The 24,062-nt window shown below is 68.0% G+C and carries 24 protein-coding genes; 3 read left to right on the top strand and 21 right to left on the bottom strand.

The features are described from left to right. Window positions 1-4 precede the first annotated feature (4 nt). The 3 genes from AT701_RS15825 to AT701_RS15815 are packed head-to-tail and all read right to left on the bottom strand — an operon-like array spanning window position 5 to window position 2,090. Window positions 5-352, bottom strand: a complete 348-nt coding sequence (locus AT701_RS15825; protein ID WP_014877595.1) for a DoxX family protein — start codon at window positions 350-352, stop codon at window positions 5-7. 33 nt (window positions 353-385) lie between these two features. Next, window positions 386-1,612 carry an SPFH domain-containing protein gene (locus tag AT701_RS15820; protein ID WP_011728854.1) on the bottom strand — a complete coding sequence of 409 codons (1,227 nt, stop codon included), beginning with the start codon at window positions 1,610-1,612 and terminating at the stop codon, window positions 386-388. A gap of 43 nt (window positions 1,613-1,655) precedes the next feature. Then, window positions 1,656-2,090, bottom strand: a complete 435-nt coding sequence (locus AT701_RS15815) for an NfeD family protein (protein WP_011728853.1) — start codon at window positions 2,088-2,090, stop codon at window positions 1,656-1,658. Between the two features lie 58 nt (window positions 2,091-2,148). Here AT701_RS15815 and AT701_RS15810 point away from each other — a divergent pair, with 58 nt between their 5' ends. Further along, window positions 2,149-3,024 carry an Rv1486c family protein gene (locus AT701_RS15810; protein ID WP_011728852.1) on the top strand — a complete coding sequence of 292 codons (876 nt, stop codon included), beginning with the start codon at window positions 2,149-2,151 and terminating at the stop codon, window positions 3,022-3,024. A 33-nt stretch (window positions 3,025-3,057) separates the two neighbouring features. On the opposite strand, the gene AT701_RS15805 is transcribed toward AT701_RS15810, so the two are convergent. The 9 genes from AT701_RS15805 to AT701_RS15765 all read right to left on the bottom strand — a co-directional run bounded on the left by AT701_RS15805 (window position 3,058) and on the right by AT701_RS15765 (window position 12,203). Next, window positions 3,058-4,080: a ferrochelatase gene (locus AT701_RS15805; RefSeq protein ID WP_011728851.1), complete on the bottom strand. Its 1,023-nt coding sequence runs from the start codon at window positions 4,078-4,080 to the stop codon at window positions 3,058-3,060. A 6-nt stretch (window positions 4,081-4,086) separates the two neighbouring features. Continuing rightward, the gene (gene inhA / locus AT701_RS15800; protein ID WP_003894540.1) at window positions 4,087-4,896 is read right to left on the bottom strand and encodes an NADH-dependent enoyl-ACP reductase InhA; all 810 of its coding nucleotides are present in this window, start codon (window positions 4,894-4,896) and stop codon (window positions 4,087-4,089) included. Between the two features lie 47 nt (window positions 4,897-4,943). Next, window positions 4,944-5,711 carry a 3-oxoacyl-ACP reductase FabG1 gene (gene fabG1 / locus AT701_RS15795; protein WP_011728850.1) on the bottom strand — a complete coding sequence of 256 codons (768 nt, stop codon included), beginning with the start codon at window positions 5,709-5,711 and terminating at the stop codon, window positions 4,944-4,946. A 122-nt stretch (window positions 5,712-5,833) separates the two neighbouring features. Further along, complete coding sequence (locus AT701_RS15790; RefSeq protein WP_014877593.1) at window positions 5,834-6,841, bottom strand: VWA domain-containing protein; 1,008 nt, start codon at window positions 6,839-6,841, stop codon at window positions 5,834-5,836. A 52-nt stretch (window positions 6,842-6,893) separates the two neighbouring features. After that, a complete protein-coding gene (locus AT701_RS15785) occupies window positions 6,894-7,841 on the bottom strand; it encodes a DUF58 domain-containing protein (protein ID WP_003894537.1) in 948 nt (315 codons plus the stop codon). Further along, entirely contained in the window at window positions 7,838-9,001 is a 1,164-nt protein-coding gene (gene moxR1 / locus AT701_RS15780) for a chaperone MoxR1 (protein ID WP_014877592.1), read from the bottom strand. The genes AT701_RS15785 and moxR1 overlap by 4 nt, the downstream gene beginning before the upstream one ends. A 192-nt stretch (window positions 9,002-9,193) precedes the next feature. Then, a complete protein-coding gene (gene ripB, locus AT701_RS15775) occupies window positions 9,194-9,883 on the bottom strand; it encodes an NlpC/P60 family peptidoglycan endopeptidase RipB (protein ID WP_011728846.1) in 690 nt (229 codons plus the stop codon). 19 nt (window positions 9,884-9,902) lie between these two features. Then, the gene (ripA, locus tag AT701_RS15770) at window positions 9,903-11,396 is read right to left on the bottom strand and encodes an NlpC/P60 family peptidoglycan endopeptidase RipA (RefSeq protein ID WP_058126174.1); all 1,494 of its coding nucleotides are present in this window, start codon (window positions 11,394-11,396) and stop codon (window positions 9,903-9,905) included. A 204-nt stretch (window positions 11,397-11,600) separates the two neighbouring features. Further along, window positions 11,601-12,203 carry an Rv1476 family membrane protein gene (locus tag AT701_RS15765; RefSeq protein WP_058126173.1) on the bottom strand — a complete coding sequence of 201 codons (603 nt, stop codon included), beginning with the start codon at window positions 12,201-12,203 and terminating at the stop codon, window positions 11,601-11,603. A gap of 262 nt (window positions 12,204-12,465) precedes the next feature. On the opposite strand from AT701_RS15765, the gene AT701_RS15760 reads away from it, so the two are divergent. Both AT701_RS15760 and AT701_RS15755 read left to right on the top strand, forming a co-directional pair. Then, window positions 12,466-15,297 (top strand): aconitate hydratase, encoded by a 2,832-nt coding sequence (locus AT701_RS15760; protein ID WP_058126172.1) that lies wholly within the window; start codon window positions 12,466-12,468, stop codon window positions 15,295-15,297. Window positions 15,298-15,347: 50 nt separating this feature from the next. Then, entirely contained in the window at window positions 15,348-15,962 is a 615-nt protein-coding gene (locus AT701_RS15755; protein WP_058126171.1) for a TetR/AcrR family transcriptional regulator, read from the top strand. A gap of 37 nt (window positions 15,963-15,999) precedes the next feature. Here AT701_RS15755 and AT701_RS15750 read toward each other — a convergent pair whose 3' ends face one another. The 9 genes from AT701_RS15750 to AT701_RS15710 all read right to left on the bottom strand — a co-directional run bounded on the left by AT701_RS15750 (window position 16,000) and on the right by AT701_RS15710 (window position 23,966). Next, entirely contained in the window at window positions 16,000-16,197 is a 198-nt protein-coding gene (locus AT701_RS15750; RefSeq protein ID WP_003894528.1) for a helix-turn-helix domain-containing protein, read from the bottom strand. 128 nt (window positions 16,198-16,325) lie between these two features. Beyond that, window positions 16,326-17,954, bottom strand: coding sequence for an ABC-F family ATP-binding cassette domain-containing protein (locus AT701_RS15745; RefSeq protein ID WP_003894527.1), 1,629 nt, complete (start codon window positions 17,952-17,954; stop codon window positions 16,326-16,328). A gap of 30 nt (window positions 17,955-17,984) precedes the next feature. After that, a complete protein-coding gene (locus tag AT701_RS15740) occupies window positions 17,985-18,812 on the bottom strand; it encodes an enoyl-CoA hydratase (RefSeq protein WP_058126170.1) in 828 nt (275 codons plus the stop codon). A 48-nt stretch (window positions 18,813-18,860) separates the two neighbouring features. Further along, on the bottom strand, window positions 18,861-19,235 hold the full coding sequence (gene trxA, locus AT701_RS15735; RefSeq protein ID WP_003894525.1) for a thioredoxin: 375 nt from the start codon (window positions 19,233-19,235) through the stop codon (window positions 18,861-18,863). A gap of 45 nt (window positions 19,236-19,280) precedes the next feature. Then, window positions 19,281-20,330, bottom strand: coding sequence for an oxidoreductase (locus AT701_RS15730; RefSeq protein WP_058127634.1), 1,050 nt, complete (start codon window positions 20,328-20,330; stop codon window positions 19,281-19,283). A 118-nt stretch (window positions 20,331-20,448) separates the two neighbouring features. Next, a complete protein-coding gene (locus AT701_RS15725) occupies window positions 20,449-21,168 on the bottom strand; it encodes a DUF8548 family protein (protein ID WP_058126169.1) in 720 nt (239 codons plus the stop codon). A gap of 139 nt (window positions 21,169-21,307) precedes the next feature. Continuing rightward, window positions 21,308-21,721 carry a hypothetical protein gene (locus AT701_RS15720; protein ID WP_223495571.1) on the bottom strand — a complete coding sequence of 138 codons (414 nt, stop codon included), beginning with the start codon at window positions 21,719-21,721 and terminating at the stop codon, window positions 21,308-21,310. A 58-nt stretch (window positions 21,722-21,779) separates the two neighbouring features. Then, window positions 21,780-23,045, bottom strand: coding sequence for a cytochrome P450 family protein (locus AT701_RS15715; RefSeq protein WP_058126168.1), 1,266 nt, complete (start codon window positions 23,043-23,045; stop codon window positions 21,780-21,782). Between the two features lie 117 nt (window positions 23,046-23,162). Further along, window positions 23,163-23,966 (bottom strand): helix-turn-helix domain-containing protein, encoded by an 804-nt coding sequence (locus tag AT701_RS15710; protein WP_058126167.1) that lies wholly within the window; start codon window positions 23,964-23,966, stop codon window positions 23,163-23,165. Window positions 23,967-24,062: the final 96 nt, after the last annotated feature.

Raw genomic sequence — 24,062 nt, 5'->3', positions numbered from 1 at the left:
CCGGCTACCGCCCCTGCGGATGCCTGAGGGTCAGCGCCAGGTACGTCGCGAGAAACCCCGCCGCGGGAATTGCGTTGACCGGCTTGTCGTGCGCGCGGACGTGCGCGCCGACGGCAAGCAGGAAATAGAGCGCGAGCATCGCGGTGGTGAGCCGTCCCAGCGCCGGGTACCGCCCCGCCGCGATCAGGCCGACGGCCGACGCGGCCTTGATCGGCGGGAAGATCCACCGGATGCGGTGCGGCACACCGAGATCGTCGAACGCCTTCACCACCGGCGGAGCCTTGAGGGCGCACGCGGCGGCGTCGGCCACCTGGATGGCCGCGAGCACGCCGTGGATCTTCCGAATGGCCATATCGCTCGATCCGATCGCCGGACGGCCGGTGTCTTACTGCTCCGGCTGCGCGTGGTGCGCGCCGCCGCCGGGCCACTCCTGCGTCTGCGGCACATTGATCGACGGGTTCGGGGTGGTGCCGCCGAGGGGTGGTGTCGCAGGCGACGAACCGAGCGTCGGCGTGCTGGTGCGGGCCTCGGCCTCGGCCTTTGCCACCGCCTCGGCGATGGCGGGATCGGTCTCGGTGTTGAACCAGTCGGCGACCTCTTCGTCGTCGTCGGTCTTCGGCGGCGTGTCGTCGACCGGAGACGGCGTGTAGCGGAACACCCCGTCCTCGCCCGGCGCACCGAGCATCTTGGTGAATCCCTGCAACGCCGTACCGAAGTCGGACGGCACGAGCCACACCTTGTTGGCCTCGCCCTTGGCCATCTGCGGCAGGGTCTGCAGGTACTGGTAGGCCAGCAGCTCCGGGGTGGGCCGTCCGGCCTTGATCGCGGCGAACGTCTTCTCGATTGCCTTGGCCTGGCCCTGCGCCTGCAGGTACGCCGCGGCGCGCTCACCTTGTGCCCGCAGCATGCGCGACTGGCGGTCGGCCTCTGCGGTCAGGATGGCGGCCTGCTTGGCGCCCTCGGCGGCAAGGATCTGCGCCTGCTTCTGACCTTCGGCCTGCTTGATCGCGGCCTCGCGGGAACCCTCTGCGGTCAGGATCATCGCGCGCTTCTCGCGGTCGGCGCGCATCTGCTTCTCCATCGAATCCTGGATGCTGGGAGGCGGGTCGATGCTGCGCAGTTCCACGCGCGCCACCCGCAGGCCCCACCGGCCGGTCGCCTCGTCGAGCACGCCGCGCAGGGCCGTGTTGATCTGGTCGCGCGAGGTCAGGGTCTGCTCCAGCGTCATGCCACCGACGAGGTTGCGCAGCGTCGTGGTCGCCAATTGTTCGACGCCGACGATGTAGTTGCTGATCTGGTACACCGCGGCCTGCGGATTGGTGACCTGGAAGTAGACCACCGTGTCGATCTGCACGGTCAGGTTGTCCTCGGTGATCACGGGTTGCGGCGGGAACGACACCACGCGCTCACGCAGGTCGACCCGCGCACGGATCCTGTCGATGAACGGCACCAGAAGCGTCAGCTGACCCGACACGGTCTTGCTGTACCGCCCGAGCCGTTCGATCACCGCGGCCTCGGCCTGCGGGATCAGCGCGACCGATTTCGCCACGACGATGATCGCGAACACCACGAGCACAACCAGCAGGACCAAGCCCGCCACAGCACCTTCCATCGGTAACCCCTCCTGTGGTCAGCTCTGCATCAGAGCGTCTCGATCACACCGTCTTGAACACCACCGCGGTCGCACCGTCGATCCGGACCACCGTGACGTGTTCGCCGGGTTCGTACACATCGTCGTCGTTCAACGGCCGGGCCGTCCAGACTTCGCCGTCGAGCTTGACCTGCCCTTCGTGGCTCGCGACGCGGTCGAGAACCAGCGCGGGCCTGCCCTCGAGCGCCTTCACGGGCTCGGGCAGACCTTTTCCGCCGTCGAAACGCTTCCGCAACGCGGGCCTCACGCCCACCAGCAACAGTACGGACACGACGAGGAACACCAGACCGTCGGCCCAGATCGGCCAGTCGAACAACGCGCTGGATCCGGTCGCCGCGAGCGCACCACCGGCCAGCATCAGCAGGAACAGGTCCCCGGTCAGCGCCTCCGCCCCGGCAAGACCCAACGCCAGAATGAGCCAGATCAGCCAGTAGGGCATGCGCCCACCCTAGCGAATACGTCCCCTTGCAGGTGTGACAACTACACTGCCTTCCATCATGTGGTGTCCAAGTGCAACGTTGTCGATGTGGGCCAATGCCTGGCTGGCCGGCGTCGCCGCCCCTGACGATGTCCTCGACGCGCTATCGCTGTGGGCACCAACGCATTCAGTGACGGCCTACGACTCGGCCGCGGCCGACCGCACCGGACTCCCCTGGCCTGAGCTGGAGGATTCCGGCTCGATGTCACTGCTGCAGACCCTGCGCACCGCCGTCGGGCGCACCTCGTCGATGCCCGCGATCACCATCGCGCAGCCCGTTCCCGGTGACGTGCGGGGTCTTCCCGCGGGCACACAGTTCCAGCGCGACGCGCTCGCGGTCGGCGAGGCCGTGGTGGTCACCCACGACGATCTCGACGGTGTCGGACTCGTCCCGGAGTTCACCTACGACGAATTCGGCGACACCGATCTGGATTCGGTGTTCGAGCCCGAGTCGCGGTTCGAACCGGAACCGCGTGCGCTGTCCTGGACCGTCTACTCGGTGCCGCGGATCCCGCCTGGGGCGTACATCGAACTCGGCGAGGCCGAATACGAACTGCGCGACGCGGTCCGCTCGGCCGCCGATGCGCTGGTCACGCTGCGGGCAGGCGCGGGGTTCGATGTCGAGGATCCGCGCGGGATGGTCGAGCAGATCCTCGCCGCCGGGCGCGCGCACCGCGTCCCCGACCACGCGCCGACCCGGGCTGTGCGGGTGCTGGAGAACGCCGCCCATGTCGACGCCATCATCGCGGTGAGTGCGGGTCTGATCCCGAGCGGTCTGCAGAGTTCGTCGGAGGTTCAGATCGCCGACTCGGCGCTGCGCCCCCTCACGCGGGTGGTGCGCTCGGCGCGTATGGCCGCACTCGAGGCGATCCTGCATTCCGCCTGGCGTTCTTGATCGCCCGGCCCGACTCGCTGCGCCCGGGGCGGGTCACGCCGAGCAGGCCGGCGTGCACGGTGCGCCGTTGACACTGCTGCCGTAGGCGGGCACCGGATCGGGCCCCTCGACCCGGCGTGGCGGAAGTCCGTGCAGCATTTCGTCGATCAGGTCGACGACAAGTTGGGCAAAACGTGGCTGGGAGTTGGGCGTGGCGGCACGCGCGAACGCGATGCCTGCCTCGGCGGCCTGCTCGGCCAGTTCGTTGTCCAGATCCCACACCACCTCGATGTGGTCGGCGACGAAGCCGAGGGGACACACGATGACCGCCCTGGTGCCGTTGCGCGCCAACGCCTCAAGGTGATCGCCGACGTCGGGTTCGAGCCACGGCACCTGCGGCGGGCCGGACCGGGACTGCCATACCTGGTCGTATTCGCGGTACCCGGCTGCGGCCGCGACCAGCCGCGCGGCGTAACCCACCTGCCGCTCGTAGAGATCTGCACCGCAACGCGACGCGGCACGCAGCGGGATGGAGTGGGCGGTGAACACCAGCCGCGCTTCGTCCCGCAGTTCCTCGGGCAGGGTGGCCGCGGCGTCGGCGACGGCGTCGGCGAACATCTCGACGAACAGCGGGTGGTCGAAATACTGGCGCAGCTTTACCAGCTCCGGCGCCTCGGGCCCGGCGGCGGCCCGGCCACGCGCGATGTCCTCCTGGTACTGGGCGCATCCCGAGTACCCACCCCACGCCGAGGTCGCGAACACCGCCGCACGACGGATTCCGTTGTCGGACATCGCCTTGACAGTGTCTTCGACGTACGGCTCCCAGTTGCGGTTGCCGAAGTAGACCGGAAGGTTGCGGCCGCGTCGGGCGAGTTCGGCCTCGATCGCGACGATCAGGTCCCGGTTGATGCCGTTGATCGGTGACACCCCGCCGAAGTGCAGATAGTGCTCGGCCACCGATTCCAGCCGCTCCCTGGGGATTCCGCGGCCCCTGGTGACGTTCTCCAAGAACGGCATCACCTGCTCGGGAGCTTCCGGCCCGCCGAACGACAGCAGCAGCAAGGCGTCAAACGACACGGCGTATCACAACAGCTGCGTGCTGGCGCCGCCGTCGGCGTAGATCACGGTGCCGGTGGTGGCCGGCAGCCAGTCCGACAGCAGTGCGCACACGGTCTTGGCGACGGGCGTCGGATCCTTCATGTTCCAGCCCAGCGGCGCGCGCTGATCCCAGCCCTCTTCGAGCAGCTGCATCTGCTGGCCGGCCTCGTCGCCCAGCGCACCGCCCACGATTGCGCTCATCGCCAGCGTGCGGATCGGTCCTGCCGCAACGAGATTCGAGCGCACGCCCACCTTGCCCGCCTCACGCGCGACGAACCGGTTGACCGATTCGAGCGCGCTCTTGGCGACGGTCATCCAGTTGTAGGCCGGCATCGCGCGCGTGGGGTCGAAGTCCATGCCGACGATGCCGCCGCCCGGATTCATGATCGGCAGAACGGCTTTGGCGAGCGAGGCGTACGAGTACGCCGAGATGTGGATGCCCTTGGACACATCCTCGTACGGCGCGTCGAAGAACGGGTTGATGCCCATACCGCTCTGCGGCATGAACCCGATCGAGTGCACCACACCGTCGATCTTGTTGCCCTCACCGATCTCGGCGGTGATCCGGTCGGCCAGAGTCGACAGGTGCTCCTCGTTCTGCACGTCGAGTTCCAGCAGCGGGGCCGGCTTGGGCAGGCGGTCGGCGATGCGCTTGACCAACTTCAGGCGGTCGAAACCGGTCAGCACCAGTTCGGCGCCAGCCTCCTGGGCGACCTTGGCGATGTGGAACGCGATCGACGAATCGGTGATGATCCCCGTGACGAGGATGCGCTTGCCTTCGAGTAGGCCTGTCATTTGGTGACTCCTTGTGAGCGAGAAATCTTGTGTGTCCGGGCTTTTGACTAGTGGCCCATGCCCATGCCGCCGTCGACGGGGATGACCGCGCCCGCGATGTAGGAGGCGTCCTCCGAGGCCAGGAAGCTGACCGCGCCCGCGACCTCCTCGGCCGTGCCGACCCGCTTGGCCGGGATGAAGTCGAGCGCGCCCGCCTGGATGCGCTCGTCGAGCGCCCGGGTCATCTCGGTGTCGATGTAACCGGGGGCCACCACGTTCGCGGTGACGCCCGCCTTGGCCAGCTCACGGGAGATCGAGCGGGCCATGCCGATCAGGCCCGCCTTGGCGGCCGCGTAGTTGGCCTGATTGCCGATCCCCCACATGCCCGAGACCGACCCGATGAAGATGATGCGCCCGAACCGCTTGCGCTGCATGGTGCGCGACGCCCGCTGGGCGCACCGGAACGCGCCCGTGAGGTTGGTGTTGATGACCTCTTCGAACCGCTCCTCGGTCATGCGCATGAGGAATGCGTCCTTGGAGATGCCTGCGTTGGCCACCAGCACCTCGACCGGGCCCTGGTGCTCCTCGACCTCTTTGAAGGCGCGGTCGACAGCAGCGCTGTCGGTGACGTCACATTGAACACCGAACAGGTCGTCGGGTGCACCGGAACCGCGGTGGGTGACGGCCACCTTGTGCCCGTCGGCGGCCAGCCGTCGCGCGATCGCCAGGCCGATGCCGCGGTTACCACCGGTCACCAGCACCGAACGGGAGACGAACGCCGGGCGGCCTGCAGTGGCCTCGCCCGCGGTGTCGGCCGGATTGTCAGTCACAGTCATCCTCTGTTCCTCGCGTCCTGCGTCTTCGCCCGTCAACTTAACGTGTTGGCCGGTCCAGCCAGAAATCGCCTCGGGGCTCCCCGTGCGGCGGATCCGGCCGGAAATCGGCCCTTTCGGTCCGGTCAGCCGGGCAGGCGGCGGTTGATCAGAAGCGCGGCCACACCGGCCAGCGCCAGGATCAGCGCACCGAGACGCAGCCAGCCGACGCTCGCGTCGCCCTTGATGGTCTCGTACCCGATCTGCTGCTGCAGCGACGTGAACACCGCCTTGAGCTGCTCGAGGCTCGACGCCGTGAACGCGTCGCCACCGGAGAGCTGGGCGATCTTCTCGAGCATCTCGTCGTCGACCGGCACCGGCTGGCGCTGATCGTTGATCTCGACGTAGCCGTACGGCGTGCCGAACGACACCGTCGAGATCGGCACGCCCTGGTCCTTGGCGGTACGCGCCGCGGTGAAGGCACCCTTGGGGTTGTCGGGGTTCGACGGCACGGTCTCCTTGCCGTCGGACATCAGCACGATGCGCGCGGGCGGCGGCTCGTCCCCGCCGCCGATCACGGCGCCGACGGTCGCGATGGCCTGCAGCGCCGTGAAGATGCCCTCGCCGGTCGCGGTGCGGTCGGCCAGCTGCAGCTTGTCCAGGCCGTTCTTGGTGGCCTCGCGGTTGGTCGTCGGCTGCACCAGCACGGTCGCGGTGCCCGCATACGCGATCAGGCCCAGGTTGATGCCGGGGGTCAGCTGGTCGGCGAACTGCTTGGCGGCCTCCTGCGCGGCAACGAGGCGGCTGGGCGCGACGTCGGTGGCGCGCATCGACTGCGACACGTCGATGACGAGCATCACCACCGCGCGGTTGCGCGGGATGCGGACGTCGTGCGTCGGGCCCGCCATCGCGATGGTGAACAGCACCAGCGAGCACACCATCAGGATCGCGGGCAGATGCCGCCACCGGGTCGGCTGCTTGGGCGCGACGCTCTCCAGCAGCTCCATGTTGGCAAAGCGCAGGATCCGCTGCTGCCGCGCGCGCTGCACGACGATGTAGAGCGCAACCAGGCCCGCCACCACGACCAGGAACAAGAACCACCAGGCATGCGCGAAGCCCGAAAGGCTCATCGGGCCGAGTAACGGTAAAGTCATGTCCTACTTGTCATTTCGGTTGCGTATGTCATGTTCGCGCGGGCGTGTCAGCTCACCGGCCCGCGAGGGCCCCACGTCGGCGGTTCGCCACGAACCGCATCACGTCGGCGATCCAGTCACGGTCGGTGCGCAGGCTCAGCAGCGGTGCCCCACAGCGACGCAGCGTGCGCGCCACCTCCTCGCGGTGCGCGGCCGCGGCCTGCTCGAAGTCGTGGCGCAACTGCTCGTCGACGGTGAACTCGCGCGTGACACCGGTCTCGGTGTCCTGCAGGATCACGTCACCCACCGGGGGCAGTTCGACGTCGCGCGGATCGAGGATCTCGATGCCGAGCACCTCGTGGCGGCCCGCGATGGCACGCAGCGGGCGCATCCAGTTGATGGGCCCGAGGAAGTCGCTGATGATCACGGCCATGCCGCGGCGCCGTTCGGGGCGCCGCAGCGCGTCGATCGCGGCGGCCAGATCGCCGCGCACACCGGTCGGCGCCTTCGGGGTGGTCGCGATGGCCCGCAGCAGCTCACGTTCGTGCATGCGGCCGCTCAGCGCGGGCACCCGGCGCATGGTGTCGCCGTTGGCGATCACCGCACCCAGCCGGTTGCCTCCGCCGCTGTTGAGGAACGCGATGGCCGCGGCGGCCGCCACGGCGAGGTCGCGCTTCTCACAGCCCGCGGTGCCGAAGTCGAGGCTCGCCGACATGTCGACCACCAGCCAGGTCTCCAGCTCGCGGTCGGCGATCATCTGCCGCACGTGCGGCGTCGTCGTGCGCGCCGTCACCGACCAGTCCATGCGGCGCACATCGTCGCCCGGTTCGTACATCCGCGACTCGCCCGGTTCGGAACCCGGGCCGGGCAGCAGACCCAGGTGGTCGCCGTGCAGCACGCCGTCGAGCTTGCGCCGGACGGTCAGCTCGAGCTTGCGCAGCGCGGCCGAGAGCGCGGGGTCGCGGATCTCGCCGCGTTGCAGCGATGGCAGGTCGACCGTGCGGCCTGCTGTCGGCCTCACCGACCGCTGGCCGCGGCAGCTGCGGCGGGAACGGCGGGCGGAACCGAATGGCCTTGCTGCGGAAGCGCATTCACTTGCGGCAGCGCGACCGTCTGCAGGATGCGGTTGACCACGGTCTCCGAGGAGATCTCGTCGGCGAGCGCGTCGTAGGTGAGCACGAGGCGGTGACGCAGCACGTCCGGGATGACCTCGACGACATCCTGCGGGATGACGTAGTCGCGGCCGCGCACCAGTGCGAGCGCGCGCGCCGCGGAGATGATGCCGAGCGAGGCACGCGGGGACGCGCCGTAGGCGATCCACGCCTTGGCGTCGGGCATGCCGAACTTCTCGGGCTCACGCGTGGCCGTCACGATGCGCACCACGTAGTCCACCAGCGCGTGGTGCACGAAGGTGTTGGCCGCGACGTCCTGCAGGCGCAGCAGATCGCCCGTGGTGAGGATCTGCTTGGGCTCCGGCGGCTTGACGCCCATCCGGTAGATGATCTCGCGCTCTTCCTCGGGCGACGGGTAGTCGACGTTGAGCTTGAACAGGAAGCGGTCACGCTGGGCCTCGGGCAGCTGGTACACGCCCTCCTGCTCGATGGGGTTCTGGGTCGCCATCACCAGGAACGGGCTGGGCAGCGGGAACGTCTGGCCGCCGATCGAGATCTTGCGCTCGGCCATGATCTCCAACAGCGCGGACTGCACCTTGGCCGGCGCGCGGTTGATCTCGTCGGCGAGCAGGAAGTTGACCACGGCCGGGCCGAGTTCGATCTCGAACTCCTCCTTGCCCTGCCGGTAGATGCGTGTGCCGACGATGTCGGTGGGCACCAGGTCGGGCGTGAACTGGATGCGTGCGAACGTGCCGCCGACGACCTTCGCGAACGTCTCGACCGCGAGCGTCTTCGCGACGCCAGGCACACCTTCGAGCAGGACGTGGCCCTTGGCCAGCAGGCCGACGAGCATGCGCTCGACGAGTTGGTCCTGACCCACGATGATGCGCTTGACCTCGAAGATCGCGCGCTCCAGGGTGTGCACCTCGGCCTGCAGACCGCCGTTGTTCACGGGCTGCGGCGTAGCCTGCGCGGCGTGAGCGCCGGTCGGCCCGGGCGGAAAGCCCGACGCGGGGGTCGAACCGGGGTAGCCTCCGGCGCCCTGCGGCGGTCCACTCGGTGACGTCATCAACTTCCTCCACAGTGTCGTCTGCGTTGTCTACGTCCGCTGCCGCCGTCGCACGTGCGTCACAGCCACCAAGGCGCTCCGCAACCGGCTTCGGCGAACAGCTGGTCGTAACCGGGCACTCACCTGCCCGACGTCAACTATTCCAGGCACCTCGAGATCCGTCGACGCTGGCCATAACTGCTCAGCTTCCCCTCAGGATTCGATGATGCGGGCGGCGTACGGCTGCAGACCCGACATCCGCACCGGGCTCACGGTCACCTTGCCCGCGCTACCGGACGCCTCGAGCATCTTTCCGCCGCCCAGATACAGGGCCACGTGCTGACTGCCGCCGGGCCCCCAGAACAGCAGGTCGCCACGCTTGGCCTGGTTGACCGGCACCTTCCGGCCGGTGTTGTACTGGTCCCCCGAGTACTTGGGGATCAGCACGCCGACCCCGGCGAACGAGAACTGCGTGAAACCCGAGCAGTCGAAGCCCACGGTGTTCGCGCCGGAGTCGATACCGCGACTCGGGCCGTTCGGCTTGCCGCCGCCCCATGAATAGGGCACGCCCATCTGCGTGCCGCCGCGACGGATCACGTATTCGATGGCCTGCGGACCCCGCACGCGCCCCGGTGCCACGCCCGCCGCGGCCGGGGTGTCCTCGACCAGACCGAGACTCGCGAGGAACTTGCGACCGAGGCCCATCGTGACCTGGGTGGCCTGCGCGGTGGCCTCCAGCGACGCGTTGGCGATCGCCAGCGGGTCACCGGGCGCTCCCGCGCTGATCAGCTTGGGCAGCGTCGGATCCCACTGTCCGTCCTCGGGCGCGGCACCGGCGGGTGCCACGAGACCGACCGCGGCGAAGGCGACCGCGACGACAGCGATCAGGGCGCGTAAGACCAAGGAGCGCAAAGTAATCCCATCAGTATTCGATGAGCCGGGTGACGTACGGGGTCATACCGCTGGTACGCACCGGCGAGACTTTCACGTGCGAGCCGGTGTAAGGGGCCTCGAGCATCTGCCCGTTGCCCAGATACATCGCGACGTGCTGGCTTGCGTTCGGGCCGTAGAAGATCATGTCGCCGCGGCGCATCTGCGACGACGGGATCTTGCGGCCCGCGTTGTACTGGGAGCCCGAGTAGTGGTCGAGCTTGATGCCGACGCCGGCGAACATGTAGAGCATCAGACCCGAGCAGTCGAAGCCGACGGTGCCCGCACCCGAGTCGATGCCGCGGCTCGGGCCGGCCGCGTTGCCGCCGCCCCACGAGTAGGGCACACCGATCTGCGACATGCCGCGCCGGATCACGTACTCGACGGCCTCGCGGCCGTAGACCCGCGGAATGGCGCCGTTGGTGAAACCGGTGGGCGTGGGCAGGATTCCGAGCTTCTGCAGGAACGAACGGCCCATGTCCGCGGTCACCTGCGCCGAGGTCGACGCGATGCCGAGCACGGCGTTGATGATCGCGATGGGGTCACCGCTGACGAACGCGCTCGGGATCGCAGGCAGGGTCGGGTCCCACACGGCCCAGTTCTGCCCGGACGGCGCCGGCCCGGACGGGGCCCGGTCCCAATTTCCGGCGGCGGCTTGGGGATTCGGCTGTGCACCAGGCACCGGCGCGGGCGCCGAATTGGGCACCGGCGCGGGTGCGGCCGCCGGCGCGGGTGCGGCCGCCGGTGCCGCTGCGGGAGCCGCGTTGCCGGTCGCACTGACCTTGCGGACCGAGTCGAGTTCGGCCTGTGCGGCCGCCCGCTCGGCGGCCAGGCGTTCCAGCTCACCTTGCTGGGCGTTGAACGTCTGCTGGGCCTGCTTGAGCGCGGCGACGGCGTTGTCCTGGCTGCTCTCGGCGTCGCGTGCGGCCTGATCGGCCTTCTCCTTGGCCAGGCGCGCCGCGGATTCCCGGTTCACCTGTTCGGTGCGCGCGCGTTGCAGCTTGGCCATGACCTGCTGTGAGCTCGCGATGAGCGCCTGACCGGTGGCGGTCGTGTTGACGATGTCGGCGGGATCGGTCGCCGTGAGATAGGACCGCGACGGCCCGTTCATGTAGGTCGCGGCCGCGAACGAGTCGAAGCGCTTCTGCGCGGCCTCGATGGCCGCGTTGGCGTCGGCGACACCGCGTTGGCCGGCCTCAAGTTCGCGCTGCGCCGCGGCCGCGGCGTCACGCGCGGCCTGGACGTCGACGATCGCCTTGTTGACCGTCTCCTGCTGTGTCTGGATCGCCGCACCGAGTTCCTGCAGCTTCTGATCGGCAGAGGCGACCTTCGCGACGAGCGTGGCGAGGTTGTCGGGAGCGGCCGGATCGGCGGCGGCGGGGCCCCCGCCGTACAGCGCCGTTGCCAGAAGCATCCCGACGACGAGTGGGACGGCGCACACGCGACCGTGCACACGGGTCGCCAGAGCGCGGACGGTACGTCTCATTCGACAGGTCTCCTATGGCTCAGCCTCGGCCTACCGGCAGATTTGCCAGGCACCTTGCGCAGAAGTCACACGAAGCTCATCTACAACAATTGGCACCGAATGAACCGTACGTCACAACTGACGCTAAAGAAACTTTAGTCACAAATTACAAAATTGTAATTGAGAATATCGTGACCAATTGGTGATATTCGGAGTTATTCCGAACTAATGTTCGATTGACGTTGCGTCGCCTACAGATTGGCCGTCACGCTCACCCGAAGAGGCCAAAGCTTTGCTGCGAACCTGTAATACGCGCGTGAGCGCGGCCGCTGCCGCGACGCCGAGAACGAGCACGATCGTGAGCGTCATCCAGGGGAAATCGGGCTTCTGTATCTCGGCGAGGAAATTGTTCGCCGACAGCACGGGATCACCGGTCTTGGCGACGTCCTGTCCGGCCTCCAGAGTGACCCGGTCGAAAGACGTGCTGTACGTGCCCGCGAATGACGGGCTAACCGCGAGCACGGTTGCCCCGGGGTTCTCCTGCCCCACCTCGGTCGCGATGTCGCGCAGCGGAGTGTCGATGACGGGGTTGCGTGGGATCGCAACGATCTTGAGGTCGATACCGGCCTCGCGCGCGTCGGCGACCACCTGACGCAGGCCCTCGACGGCCTCGGGCGGCGCGCTCACGCCGTCCTCGCGCACATCGGCCTGCACGGCCGCCATGCACTGGGCGACCGCGTCCGGGACGGCCGGGTCGATTCCGGCGATGTCGCAGATCTCCACCGGGATGTAGGCCGGCAGGAACGGGATCACATGCGGTCCGGTCACACGGGCACGGTACGCCGTGATCGCGCGACATCGGGAACCGACACCGCATCGAAACGGTATCGGCGCCCACGCCCCCGGACCCGGTCGGGCCGAAAACCGACGCCCGACAGACGATCTCCGGCGAACGGCCCGCGGGGATGACAGGGCGGGTGCGAGAGGGGAAGACTGGACGTGACCTGGGCGTTATGCAGGACAAGCGTACTGTTAGGATCAGGTCGCCGCCGACACAGCCCGTCGCGGCGAGATCGAGCCGGGAGTTGATGTGAGCAGCGAAAACACAGGAAAGTCGTCCCTTAACTCGTTTGGTGCCCGCGACACACTGACAGTCGGGGACCAGAGCTACGAGATCTATCGCCTGAACGCGGTGCCCGGTACCGAAAAGCTTCCCTACAGCCTCAAGGTGCTCGCGGAGAACCTCCTGCGCACCGAGGACGGCGCGAACATCACCAAGGATCACATCGAGGCCATCGCCAACTGGGATCCCAACGCCGAGCCCAGCATCGAGATCCAGTTCACGCCCGCGCGCGTGATCATGCAGGACTTCACGGGCGTCCCCTGCATCGTCGACCTGGCCACCATGCGTGAGGCCGTCGCTGCGCTCGGCGGCGACCCGAACAAGGTGAACCCGCTCGCACCGGCCGAGCTGGTCATCGACCACTCCGTGATCCTCGACGTGTTCGGCACCGCGAGCGCCTTCGAGCGCAACGTCGAACTCGAGTACGAGCGCAACGCCGAGCGGTACCAGTTCCTGCGCTGGGGCCAGGGCGCATTCGACGACTTCAAGGTCGTGCCCCCGGGCACCGGCATCGTGCACCAGGTGAACATCGAGTACCTGGCCCGCACCGTCATGGTCCGTGATGGCGTGGCCTACCCCGACACCTGCGTGGGCACCGACAGCCACACCACGATGGTCAACGGCCTCGGCGTTCTGGGCTGGGGCGTCGGCGGTATCGAGGCCGAGGCCGCCATGCTGGGCCAGCCGGTCTCGATGCTCATCCCCCGCGTCGTCGGCTTCAAGCTGAGCGGCGAGATCAAGCCGGGCGTGACCGCCACCGACGTCGTGCTGACCGTCACCGACATGCTGCGCAGGCACGGCGTGGTCGGCAAGTTCGTCGAGTTCTACGGCAAGGGCGTGGCCGAGGTGCCGCTGGCCAACCGCGCGACCCTGGGCAACATGAGCCCCGAATTCGGCTCCACCGCGGCGATTTTCCCGATCGACGAGGAGACCATCAACTACCTGCGCCTCACCGGCCGCACCGACGAGCAGCTCGCGCTGGTCGAGGCGTACGCCAAGGCCCAGGGCATGTGGCACGATCCCGAGCGCGAGCCCGTGTTCTCCGAGTACCTCGAGCTCGACCTGTCGACCGTGGTGCCCTCGATCTCCGGGCCGAAGCGTCCGCAGGACCGCATCGAGCTGACCGACGCCAAGAACGCGTTCCGCAAGGACATCCACAACTACGTCGAGCAGAACCACCCGGCGCCCGAGACCAAGCTCGACGAGGCCGTCGAGGAATCCTTCCCGGCCAGCGACCCGGTGTCGCTGTCCTTCGCCGACGACGGTGCACCCGATATGCGCCCGTCGGCGGCCAACGGCGCCACGGGCCGGCCTACCAACCCGGTGCTGGTGCACTCCGAGGAACGCGGCGATTTCGTGCTCGACCACGGCGCGGTCGTCGTCGCGGGCATCACGTCCTGCACCAACACCTCCAACCCGTCGGTCATGCTCGGCGCGGCGCTGCTGGCCAAGAAGGCCGTCGAGAAGGGCCTGACCACCAAGCCGTGGGTCAAGACCAACATGGCACCCGGCTCGCAGGTGGTCACCGACTACTACAACAAGGCCGGCCTGTGGCCCTACCTGGAGAAGCTGGGCTACTACCTCGGCGGCTACGGGTGCACCACCTGCATCGGCAACACCGGCCCGCTGCCGGAGGAGATCAGCAAGGCCATCAACGACAACGACCTCGCGGTCACCGCGGTGCTCTCGGGCAACCGCAACTTCGAGGGCCGCATCTCCCCCGACGTGAAGATGAACTACCTGGCGTCTCCGCCGCTGGTGATCGCCTACGGCATCGCAGGCACCATGGACTTCGACTTCGAGTCGGATCCGCTCGGCCAGGACAGCGAGGGCAACGACGTCTTCCTGCGCGACATCTGGCCGTCGGCCGCCGAGATCGAGGAGACCATCGCGTCGTCGATCAACCGTGAGATGTTCACCGATTCCTACGCCGACGTGTTCAAGGGCGACGACCGGTGGCGCTCGCTGCCGACGCCCGAGGGCGACACGTTCGAGTGGGATCCCGCCTCGACGTACGTGCGCAAGGCGCCGTACTTCGACGGTATGCCCGCCGAGCCGGAGCCGGTGTCCGATATCAAGGGTGCGAGGGTCCTTGCGCTGCTGGGTGATTCGGTGACCACCGACCACATCAGCCCGGCCGGCGCGATCAAGCCCGGTACGCCGGCTGCGCAGTACCTCGACGCCAACGGCGTCGAACGCAAGGACTACAACTCCCTGGGCTCGCGCCGCGGCAACCACGAGGTGATGATCCGCGGCACGTTCGCGAACATCCGTCTGCGCAACCAGCTACTCGACGACGTCTCGGGTGGCTACACGCGCGACTTCACGCAGCCCGGCGGGCCGCAGGCCTTCATCTACGACGCCTCGGAGAACTACAAGAAGGCCGGCATCCCGCTCGTCGTGCTCGGCGGCAAGGAGTACGGCTCCGGGTCGTCGCGCGACTGGGCCGCCAAGGGCACGGTGCTGCTGGGCGTCAAGGCCGTCATCACCGAGTCGTTCGAGCGCATCCACCGTTCGAACCTGATCGGCATGGGCGTGATCCCGCTGCAGTTCCCCGCGGGCGAGTCGGCCGCGAGCCTCAAGCTCGACGGCACCGAGACCTACGACATCGAGGGCATCGAGGAGCTGAACTCCGGCAAGACACCGAAGACCGTGCACGTCACGGCCACCAAGGAGGACGGCTCCAAGGTCGAGTTCGACGCCGTGGTGCGCATCGACACCCCCGGTGAGGCCGACTACTACCGCAACGGCGGCATCCTGCAGTACGTGCTGCGGAACATGCTGAAGTCGTCGAAGTAGCGCACCGGTAAGACGATCGGTGACACAGGTCGGTTGCGAGGAGTGAACACGTGCCCCGGGTGACCGACGACCATCTGGCCGCGCGGCGCCGTCAGATCCTTGACGGCGCCCGCCGGTGCTTCGCCAAGTACGGATACGAGAGCGCGACCGTGCGGCGGCTCGAAGAGACCATCGGGCTGTCGCGCGGCGCGATCTTCCATCACTTCAAGGACAAGGACACCTTGTTCTTCGAGCTGGCGCGCGAGGACGCCGAGCGCATGGCCGAGGTCGCCGCGCGCGAGGGCCTCATCCAGGTGATGCGCGACCTGCTCGCCGCACCCGAACAGTACGACTGGCTGGCCACACGGTTGGAGATCGCGCGAAAACTCCGCAACGATCCCGACTTTCACCGCGGCTGGGCCGAGCGTTCGGCCGAGCTCACCGCAGCCACCACCGAGCGTCTGAGACGCCAGAAGCAGGCCGGCCGGCTACGCGACGACGTGCCGAGTGCGGTGCTGCACATCTATCTGGACGTCGTGCTCGACGGCCTGGTGGCCCGCCTGGCCTCCGGCGAGGATTCCAAGAACCTCAGTGCCGTTCTCGACCTGGTCGAGGCGTCGGTCCGCCAGCAACCCAAACCGGCCCCGGCGGTCGGCACTGACCACCCGTTTTCCGACGAATCCTGATTTCTACCGAATTCGTCCACCCCCCAATTAATTTGGCTCAGGCCCGCTGCTTGCTCCGATGGTTGGGGCCGCCCCGGCTGCGCATCGTCGTGCCCGACTCACGCAACAGGCTGTGAATCGAACCATATGATCGGCCGGTCCTGGCGACGAGCGAACGGATGCTCGCCCCCTCCTCATAAGCGCGTCGCAGCTCGGTCAGCAGCTCATCTCGATTCGAATACGACGAATCCTTCATGACACCTCCCCGATTTCGATCTCCCGACGCATACCCAGAGTAAGAACCAGTCACACCCGCGCGGCGTGATTTGTTCAACGTCTTAGGATTTACGTGCCCGAAAATCCGGAGGTGTCAGCAACTTCGGTTCAGGCGAGTTCGATGAGATCCCGGTACTCGTCCGACCAGAAATCCTCGGTGCCGTCGGGCAGCAACACCACGCGCTGCGGATCGAGGGCCTCGGCCGCACCCGGATCGTGCGTCACGAGCACCACCGCACCCTCATAGCTGCGCAACGCGTCCAGGACCTGTTCGCGTGACGCGGGATCGAGGTTGTTGGTCGGTTCGTCGAGCAGAAGCACATTCGCCGTCGACGCCACCAGACCGGCGAGCGCCAACCGCGTCTTCTCGCCACCGGAGAGCGTTCCCGCCGGCTGGTCCAACTGCGGACCGGTGAACATGAAGGCACCCAGCAGACCACGCAGATCCTGCTCACCCGTGTCGGGCGCGGCATGGCGGATGTTCTCCCACACCGTGGCCTGGTTGTCGAGCGTGTCGTGCTCCTGCGCGAAATAGCCGATCTTGAGCCCGTGCCCGGGTTCGAGATGGCCGGCATCGGGTTTCTCGGTGCCCGCGATCAGGCGGAGCAGCGTGGTCTTGCCCGCGCCGTTGAGACCGAGCACCACCACGCGCGAACCGCGGTCGATCGCCAGGTCGACGCCGGTGAACACCTCCAGCGAGCCGTAGTTCTTGGTCAGGCCTTTGGCCACCAGCGGGGTCCTGCCGCACGGCGCAGGCGTGGGGAACTTGATCCGGGCCACCTTGTCGGCCACCCGCTCTTCGTCCAGAGCCGCCATCATACGTTCGGCGCGACGCAACATGTTCTGTGCTGCAACGGCTTTGGTGGCCTTGGCACCCATCTTGGCGGCCTGCGCGCGCAGTGCGCCGGCCTTTTTCTCGGCATTGGCACGTTCGCGGCGCCGGCGTTGCTCGTCGGTGGCACGGGCGTCGAGGTACTTCTGCCAGCCCATGTTGTAGACATCGACCTCGCCGCGCACGGCGTCGAGGAACCACACGCGGTTGACCACCTCTTCGAGCAGTTCCACGTTGTGGCTGATCATCACGAGCCCGCCGGTGTGGTTCTTGAGGAAGTCGCGCAGCCACCCGATCGAGTCGGCGTCGAGGTGGTTGGTCGGCTCGTCGAGCAACAGCGTGGTGGCCGAACCGGAACCGGTCTCCGAGGCCGCGAACAGGATGCGCGCGAGTTCCACGCGTCGCCGCTGACCACCTGAGAGCGTGTGCAGCGGTTGGGTGAGAACCCGCTCGGGCAGGCCCAGGCTCGCGCAGATGCGGCCCGCTTCGCTCTCGGCCGCGTATCCGCCGAGGGCCGAGAAACGCTCCTCGAGCTGCCCATAGCGGCGCACGGCCTTGTCGCGGGCGGCGTCGTCGGCGACCTCGGCCATCAGGGCCTGCTGTTTCTCCAGATCGGCCAGCAAGGTGTCCAGACCACGCGCCGAGAGCACGCGGTCGCGGGCCAGCACGTCGAGGTCGCCCTCTTTGGGGTCCTGCGGCAGATAGCCGATGTCGCCGGAACGCGTCACCGAACCCGCGTAGGGTTCGCCCTCGCCGGCCAGGATGCGCATCGTGGTGGTCTTACCCGCGCCGTTGCGACCGACCAGACCGATGCGGTCGCCGGGCTGGACCCGCAGCGCGGACCCCTCGATCAACAGCAGCGTGCGCGCGCCGGCGCGGACCTCCAGGTCCGTTGCGGTGATCACGCTGCGTTCCTCCTGTTGTTGCTCGTGCTGTCACTTGTCGTCGGTGAATGCCGGGGGGCGCTTCTCGGCGCGCGCGGCCACCGCTTCCTCAAAGTTTGCGGTGAGCAGACGCACGAAGAGTTGGCCCAGGCCTTCGGCCTGCATGTGCCCCTCCAGACTAGCGGCGTCCAGTCCACTCCAAAGTGTGCGCTTGGTCAACTCGATTCCCGGTCGCGAGAACCCGCGCATGCGCTGGGCCATCTCGAAACAGGTCTCGAGAAGGTCGTCGTCGGGGACCGTGCGCGACACCAGACCGATGCGCTCGGCTTCCGCGGCGTCGACGTCGCGTCCGGTCAGCATGATCTCGAAGGCGCGTGACGTGCCGATCGCCCTCGGCAGCAGATACGACAGGCCCAGCTCGCTCGCGGTGAGGCCGTTGTTGATCCCGGCCGCCCGGAAATAGGCGCTGTGAGCAGCGATCCGGACGTCGCACGCCAGCGCGAGGCACAATCCCCCGCCGATGGCCGCGCCGTTGACCGCGGCGATCACGGGCTGGTGCAGCCGGCGCAGCGCCAGGATCACGTCGTCGAGCACTTCCATCGACCGCAGCGCGTACGTCGGGCGGGTCAGACCGTCGACGTGCGGCACGGAGCCCGCCGACTTGTGGTCGGCGCCCAAGGAGAATCCGCGCCCGGCGCCGGTGAGAATGACCACACGCACCGAGTTGTCGTGGCGAAGGTCGCCCAGCAGCTCCAGCAGCGGCACCATGACGTCGAACGCCATCGAGTTCATCCGCTCGGGGCGGTTGAGCGTCACGAGGGCCACGCCCGGCCGCGACCGGTCCAGTAGAACAAAGCGAGTGTCGTCAGTCACGGACAAGCACGCTATCGCGTGCTCGCCGCGGATCCGGGCACACGGCCCGGCCGGTCACACCTCTTCGGCGCCACCCTGCGCTGCCTGCTCGCGCATGGCCGCGTCGATGTCGAATTCCTTGATCTTCTGCACCAGGTCCTCAAGCGCCGCAGGCGGCAGCGCGCCAGCCTGGTTGAACACCAGCTTGCCCTTCTTGAAGGCCATCAGCGTGGGGATCGACCGGATGTCGGCCGCGGCGGCCAGCGCCTGCTCGGCCTCGGTGTCGACCTTCGCGTGCACCACGTCGGGGTGCTTCTCGGCCGATGCCGCGAACGTCGGCGCGAACGCCTTGCACGGCCCGCACCACGAGGCCCAGAAATCGACGAGCACGATCTCGTTGTCGTTGACGGTGTCGTTGAACTGTTCTGCGGTGATGTCTAGCGTGCTCACAATTTTCCTAACGCCGGGGTGGGACAGCCTGTTCCCACCATATTGTCAGTAGAGCCTGGCCAGCGCTGTTTCAGCGTGGTAGCCGGCGAAACCGTCGAGCGAGTTGTCGCGTAACCGGTTGACCCATGCGGGTTCGGCCAGCAACGCCCGTCCGACGGCGACGATGTCGAACTCACCGGCCGCGAACTGTTCCACCACCTTCTCGACCGGTGCGGCCGCGATGATGTCCCCGTCGCGACGTCCCGGCCGGAATTCGGTGGCCAGCCCGACCGATCCGACACCGATCACGGGGATACCCGTGATCTTCCTGGTCCACCCGGCCAGGCTCAGATCCGATCCGGGGAACGCGGGCAGGTAGTGCCTGCGGGTCGAGGGATGCAAGACGTCGACCCCGGCGGTGACCAGAGGACCCAGAATCGCCTCGAGTTCGGCCGGATCCTCGGCGATGCGGGCGTCGTAGGCGTTGGCCTTCCACTGCGAGAAGCGGTAGATGATCGGGAACTCGGGCCCCACCACGGCACGTACGGCCGCCACCACCTCGACCGGGAACCGGGTGCGTGCAGCCAGCGATCCCCCGTACCCGTCGGTGCGCTGATTCGTTCTGTCCCAGAGGAACTCGTCGAGCAGGTAACCGTGGGCACCGTGCAACTCCACAGCGTCGAACCCGGCGTCGACGGCGTTGCGCGCAGCCGCGGCGTACTGCGCTGCGACGCCGGGCAGTTCGTCACCGCGCAGGGCGCGCCCACGAGCCGCCCCCACTCTGTTGACACCCGACGGGCTCACCGGCTGCAGGCCGTCGCTGTCGTCGCGCTCGGCGCCCTGATGCCACAGTTGTGCCGCGATCACGGATCCGTGCGCGTGTACCGCGTCGGTCACCGCACGCCACCCGGCCACCGCGTCCGCTCCGGCCAGTGTCGGGATGCTGTGCGGCCACGCGGCGACCGGGTCGGCCAGGCGCACACCCTCGGTGATGATCAGGCCGACCCCGCCCGCTGCGCGACGCGCGTAGTACTCGGCGACATCGGCTCCCGGCACACCGCCGGGTGAGGCGCGCCGCGTCATCGGTGCCATCGCGAAGCGGTTGGGAATCCGCATGGTTCCCACGCTCAGCGGGGTGAACAACGTATCGAGCGAGGTGTCGAGCGAATCAGTCACCCTTGGCGCAACACGTGGATGCGCCCGACGATTCCGTTCCGCTCACGGTGGTCGGAAGTCAGCCCGCCTGCTGACACTGCAGCCCCGCCTCGTGACTCCAGATGGCGTGGTCCAACCGGCCGGCCTCCCACCCGGCCAGGTCGGCGACCTCACGGATGAGGTCTGCGACGCGTTCGGGCGAGGCCGGACCGAGTTCGCGGGTGACGTACCCGACGACCAGCCGGCCCGCACCCGGCGCGGGCAGCCCCGCGAGTTTCAGCAGGTTGCTCCACGTCACCCCCGAGCGCTGCCCCGGCACACCACACCACGCCGTCCTGACCGGCTCAAGCTGTTCCGCGCCGGCTGCCGACCGAAGGTCATCCGCCGTCGAGATTCCCATGGCGACAAGCGCTTCCGCCGCATCAGCGACGGCGGCTGCCCGCAGCGGCGCATCTGGTGCGGTCGACGTCGGCCTGCGGTTGCCGATCTGCGACGCCCACTGCTGGGCTCCCCCGACGTCGGCGAACGTTCCGAGCAGTTCGACCGCGCCGTCGCGGTCGGGGTCGCCGCCGAGTGCGCGACGGTGTTCACGGTAGCGCCCGATGACCTTCTCGGTCATGCTGTGGCGTGCCCCGGAGGAGTAGATCGCGTCGATGATGCACAGCGCCAATGAATCCGGATATCCCGGCGGCGGGAACCAGCGGGCCGGATCGCCCAGGTCGCGTTCGAACGCGGCGCGCAATCGGGCGGCGTCCGTTTCGGTTTCGGTTTCGAGGTCGGGCTCGGTGATGTGCTGCATGTGATGCCTTCCGCTGCACGGGGAGGGTTCTCCCCTGTTGCGCGAAAGCTAACGACGACTTGTGACAAGAAGGCCGCCAGGAACGCGTCATCTCCTCGCCGAACGGGTTTGCGGAGGCGAATTGTCCCCAGACACGTCTTCATCCACAGGCCCGATCGGCGTTGGTCAGCAGCTGCGCCTGCCGTCTGGGCCACCAGAACACCTCGAGTATCAGCAGCACCAGGTAGACGGCAGACGCGACGGCGTTGCCCCATGTTCCGGCCAGGGTGTCCCACACCGCGACGACGACCGCCACGGCGAGCAGGAAGACGATCAGGGGCCGCCACATCCTGGCGTTGTCGGCGGCAGCACGCATCCCGGCGGCGTAGTCCTGCGCGCCCGCGCGAAGCCGCGGGTCGCCGATGCGCCGCCCGGTGCGGGCCGCGCGCACCACGGCCGCGCGGTCGGCGCCGTCGAGGCCGGCCCCGGCCGGCCAGTACCGCGCCATGCGCAGCGGGGCCCACGTCCCGCACGCGAGCGCCAGGATGACGAACACCCGAGGCCCGCGAGCCACCGTCCCGAGTCGATCCAGGCCAGCGCACCGAGGAACCCACCGGCACCGATCCCGGTGATCAGTGCGCGAAAGACGAATCCGCCTCGCCAGACGAAGGCAGGGATCCCGACCACTCCCTCATTGTGGATGCGATGTCGTGCGGGTAACCGAGAATCACCGGAAGACGTTCCACACCCCGCATGAGCGTGCTCGGCCGGTACCGCGGCGGTCCCGAATCGACCAGTTCCATCACCTCGAAGCGAGACAGCAGCCGGTCGAATCCGATCTCGGCCTCCATCCGTGCCAGCGGCGCCCCGACACAGTGGTGCACGCCGTATCCGAAGGCGAGATGCCGGTTGTGCGTACGGGAGACGTCGAACCGGTGCGCATCGGGAAACTGCTTGTCGTCGTGATTGGCGGCCAGCAGGCCGATCACGACCAGTTCACCGGCCGGGATCTCGACGTCCCCGACGGTGACCGGTGCGCTGGTGTAGCGGACCGTGGCGGTGTTGAGCGGACTCTCGAACCGCAGAGCCTCCTCGACCGCGCGCGGCAGCAACGACCGGTCCGCCCGAACCGCCCGCAACTGTTCCGGGTTGCGCAGGAGCGCGAGTATTCCGTTGGCGAGCAGGTTCACCGTCGTCTCGTATCCGGCGACGATGAGCAGGAATGCGGTGCCGAGCAGTTCGGCCTCACTCAGCTGATCGGTGCCGTCGCGCCGGTGCACGAGGCTGCTGAGCACGTCGTCGGCCGGAGACTGCCGCTTCTCGGCGAGCATATCGGTGAGCAGTAGCGTCAATTCCTTTTGCGCCCTTCGCAACACCGTCGTATCAGTGCTGGTGAAGATCGGCACGACCAGCGCCGCGAACAGCTCCCGGTCGCGTTCCGGGACACCGAGCAACTCGCCGATCACCTGAACGGGCAGGGGCTGGGCGAAAGCCTGCAACAGGTCCACCTGTCCGGGCACCGACGCGGCGATGTCGTCGAGGAGGGCGTCGGCGAAGCCGGCGATCGTGGGGCGAAGCCGGCGTACCGCATGCGCGGTGAACGCCGAGGTGACAAACCGCCGTAACCTCGTGTGGTCGGGCGGATCCCGGAACAGCATGTTGTCGCCGAGCACCGTACCGATCGACCCGTCCGTCCCCGGCGGGAACAGGGCACTCGCGGCGGCCCCGTCTTTGCCGATACGTGGGTCGGTCAGCAGGTTCCGTGCCTCCTGGTAGCGCGTGACCAGCCACACCGGCACGCCGCCCCACATCTCGACCCGCTGCACCGGCCCACTGCGGCGCAGCCGGTCGTACACCTCGTGCGGGTTCTGCACAAACGAATTTCCCAACCGCAGCATATGGTTTCGGTCCCGTCTGGAGTAGGGCTTCACTACCCCCCAGGGTGGCCAGACCGATGTGCGGTTGCCAGGCCGAACCTTTCCTGGTCTCACGACAACCAGTCGGTCCGGTTCCGATCAGCCCATCAACCGGTTCAGCGCCTCGGCTGACGGCGAGCACGGCTCGGCCCAATACGTGACCATGATGAACTCGCTGCCCCGCAGGCTCAGGTGCTGGAAGTGCAGATCGAGCGGGCCCACATCGGGGTGGTTGACCAGAAGGAGCCCACGGGTGTGTTTCTTGACGTCGTAGGAGGCCCACAGGGTACGGAATCGCTCACTCTCGCGGTTCAACTCGTCGACGATCGCGTCCAGCCCAGGGCTGGGGTGATGCCCGGTGAAATCCCGCAACCAGCGAACCGCCCACGCGGTCAGCCCTTCCCAGTTTCGGTAGAACTCGCGGCTGCGCTCCTCGAGGAACAGGCTGCGCAGCGGGTTACCGCCATGGGCGAAACTCGGCGACAGCCGCGCGGCGAGCGGATTGGCCATCACCACGGTCGCCGTGGCGTCGTGGATGTGCGCCGGTGACTGCGGCCAGCCGTCGATCAGGCCCTGCAGCGCGGGATTCAACGATCTGGCACTGCTGTCCAGGCGCTGGCCGGGTGACCGCCCCGCCACCAGATTGCGCATGTACACCGTCGCATCGGGGCTCAGCAGCAGAGCCCGCGCGAGCGCATCGAGCACCTGATCGGACGGACGCTCACGCCCCTGCTCGATGCGGTGGTAGTAGTCCGTGCTGATACCGGCCAGGCCTGCGACCTCTTCGCGCCGGAGACCGGCCACCCGCCGACGATGCCCCTTGGTCAGCCCGACGTCGTCGGGTTGCAGCTTTTCACGGTGCGTGCGCAGAAACTCCGCCAACGGATCGTTTCGGCGCGCCATGCGCACAGTGTATTCACAGCCGCGGGTGACTGGCCAGGATGCAGCACACGAGAGACCGTCCCGCACGGCACGTCGGCGAAACAGCGTTTCTTACCT

Origin of the sequence: Mycolicibacterium smegmatis, from assembly GCF_001457595.1 — a bacterium.
GTDB lineage: Bacteria > Actinomycetota > Actinomycetes > Mycobacteriales > Mycobacteriaceae > Mycobacterium > Mycobacterium smegmatis.
This window is presented reverse-complemented; position numbering and strand designations above follow the sequence as displayed.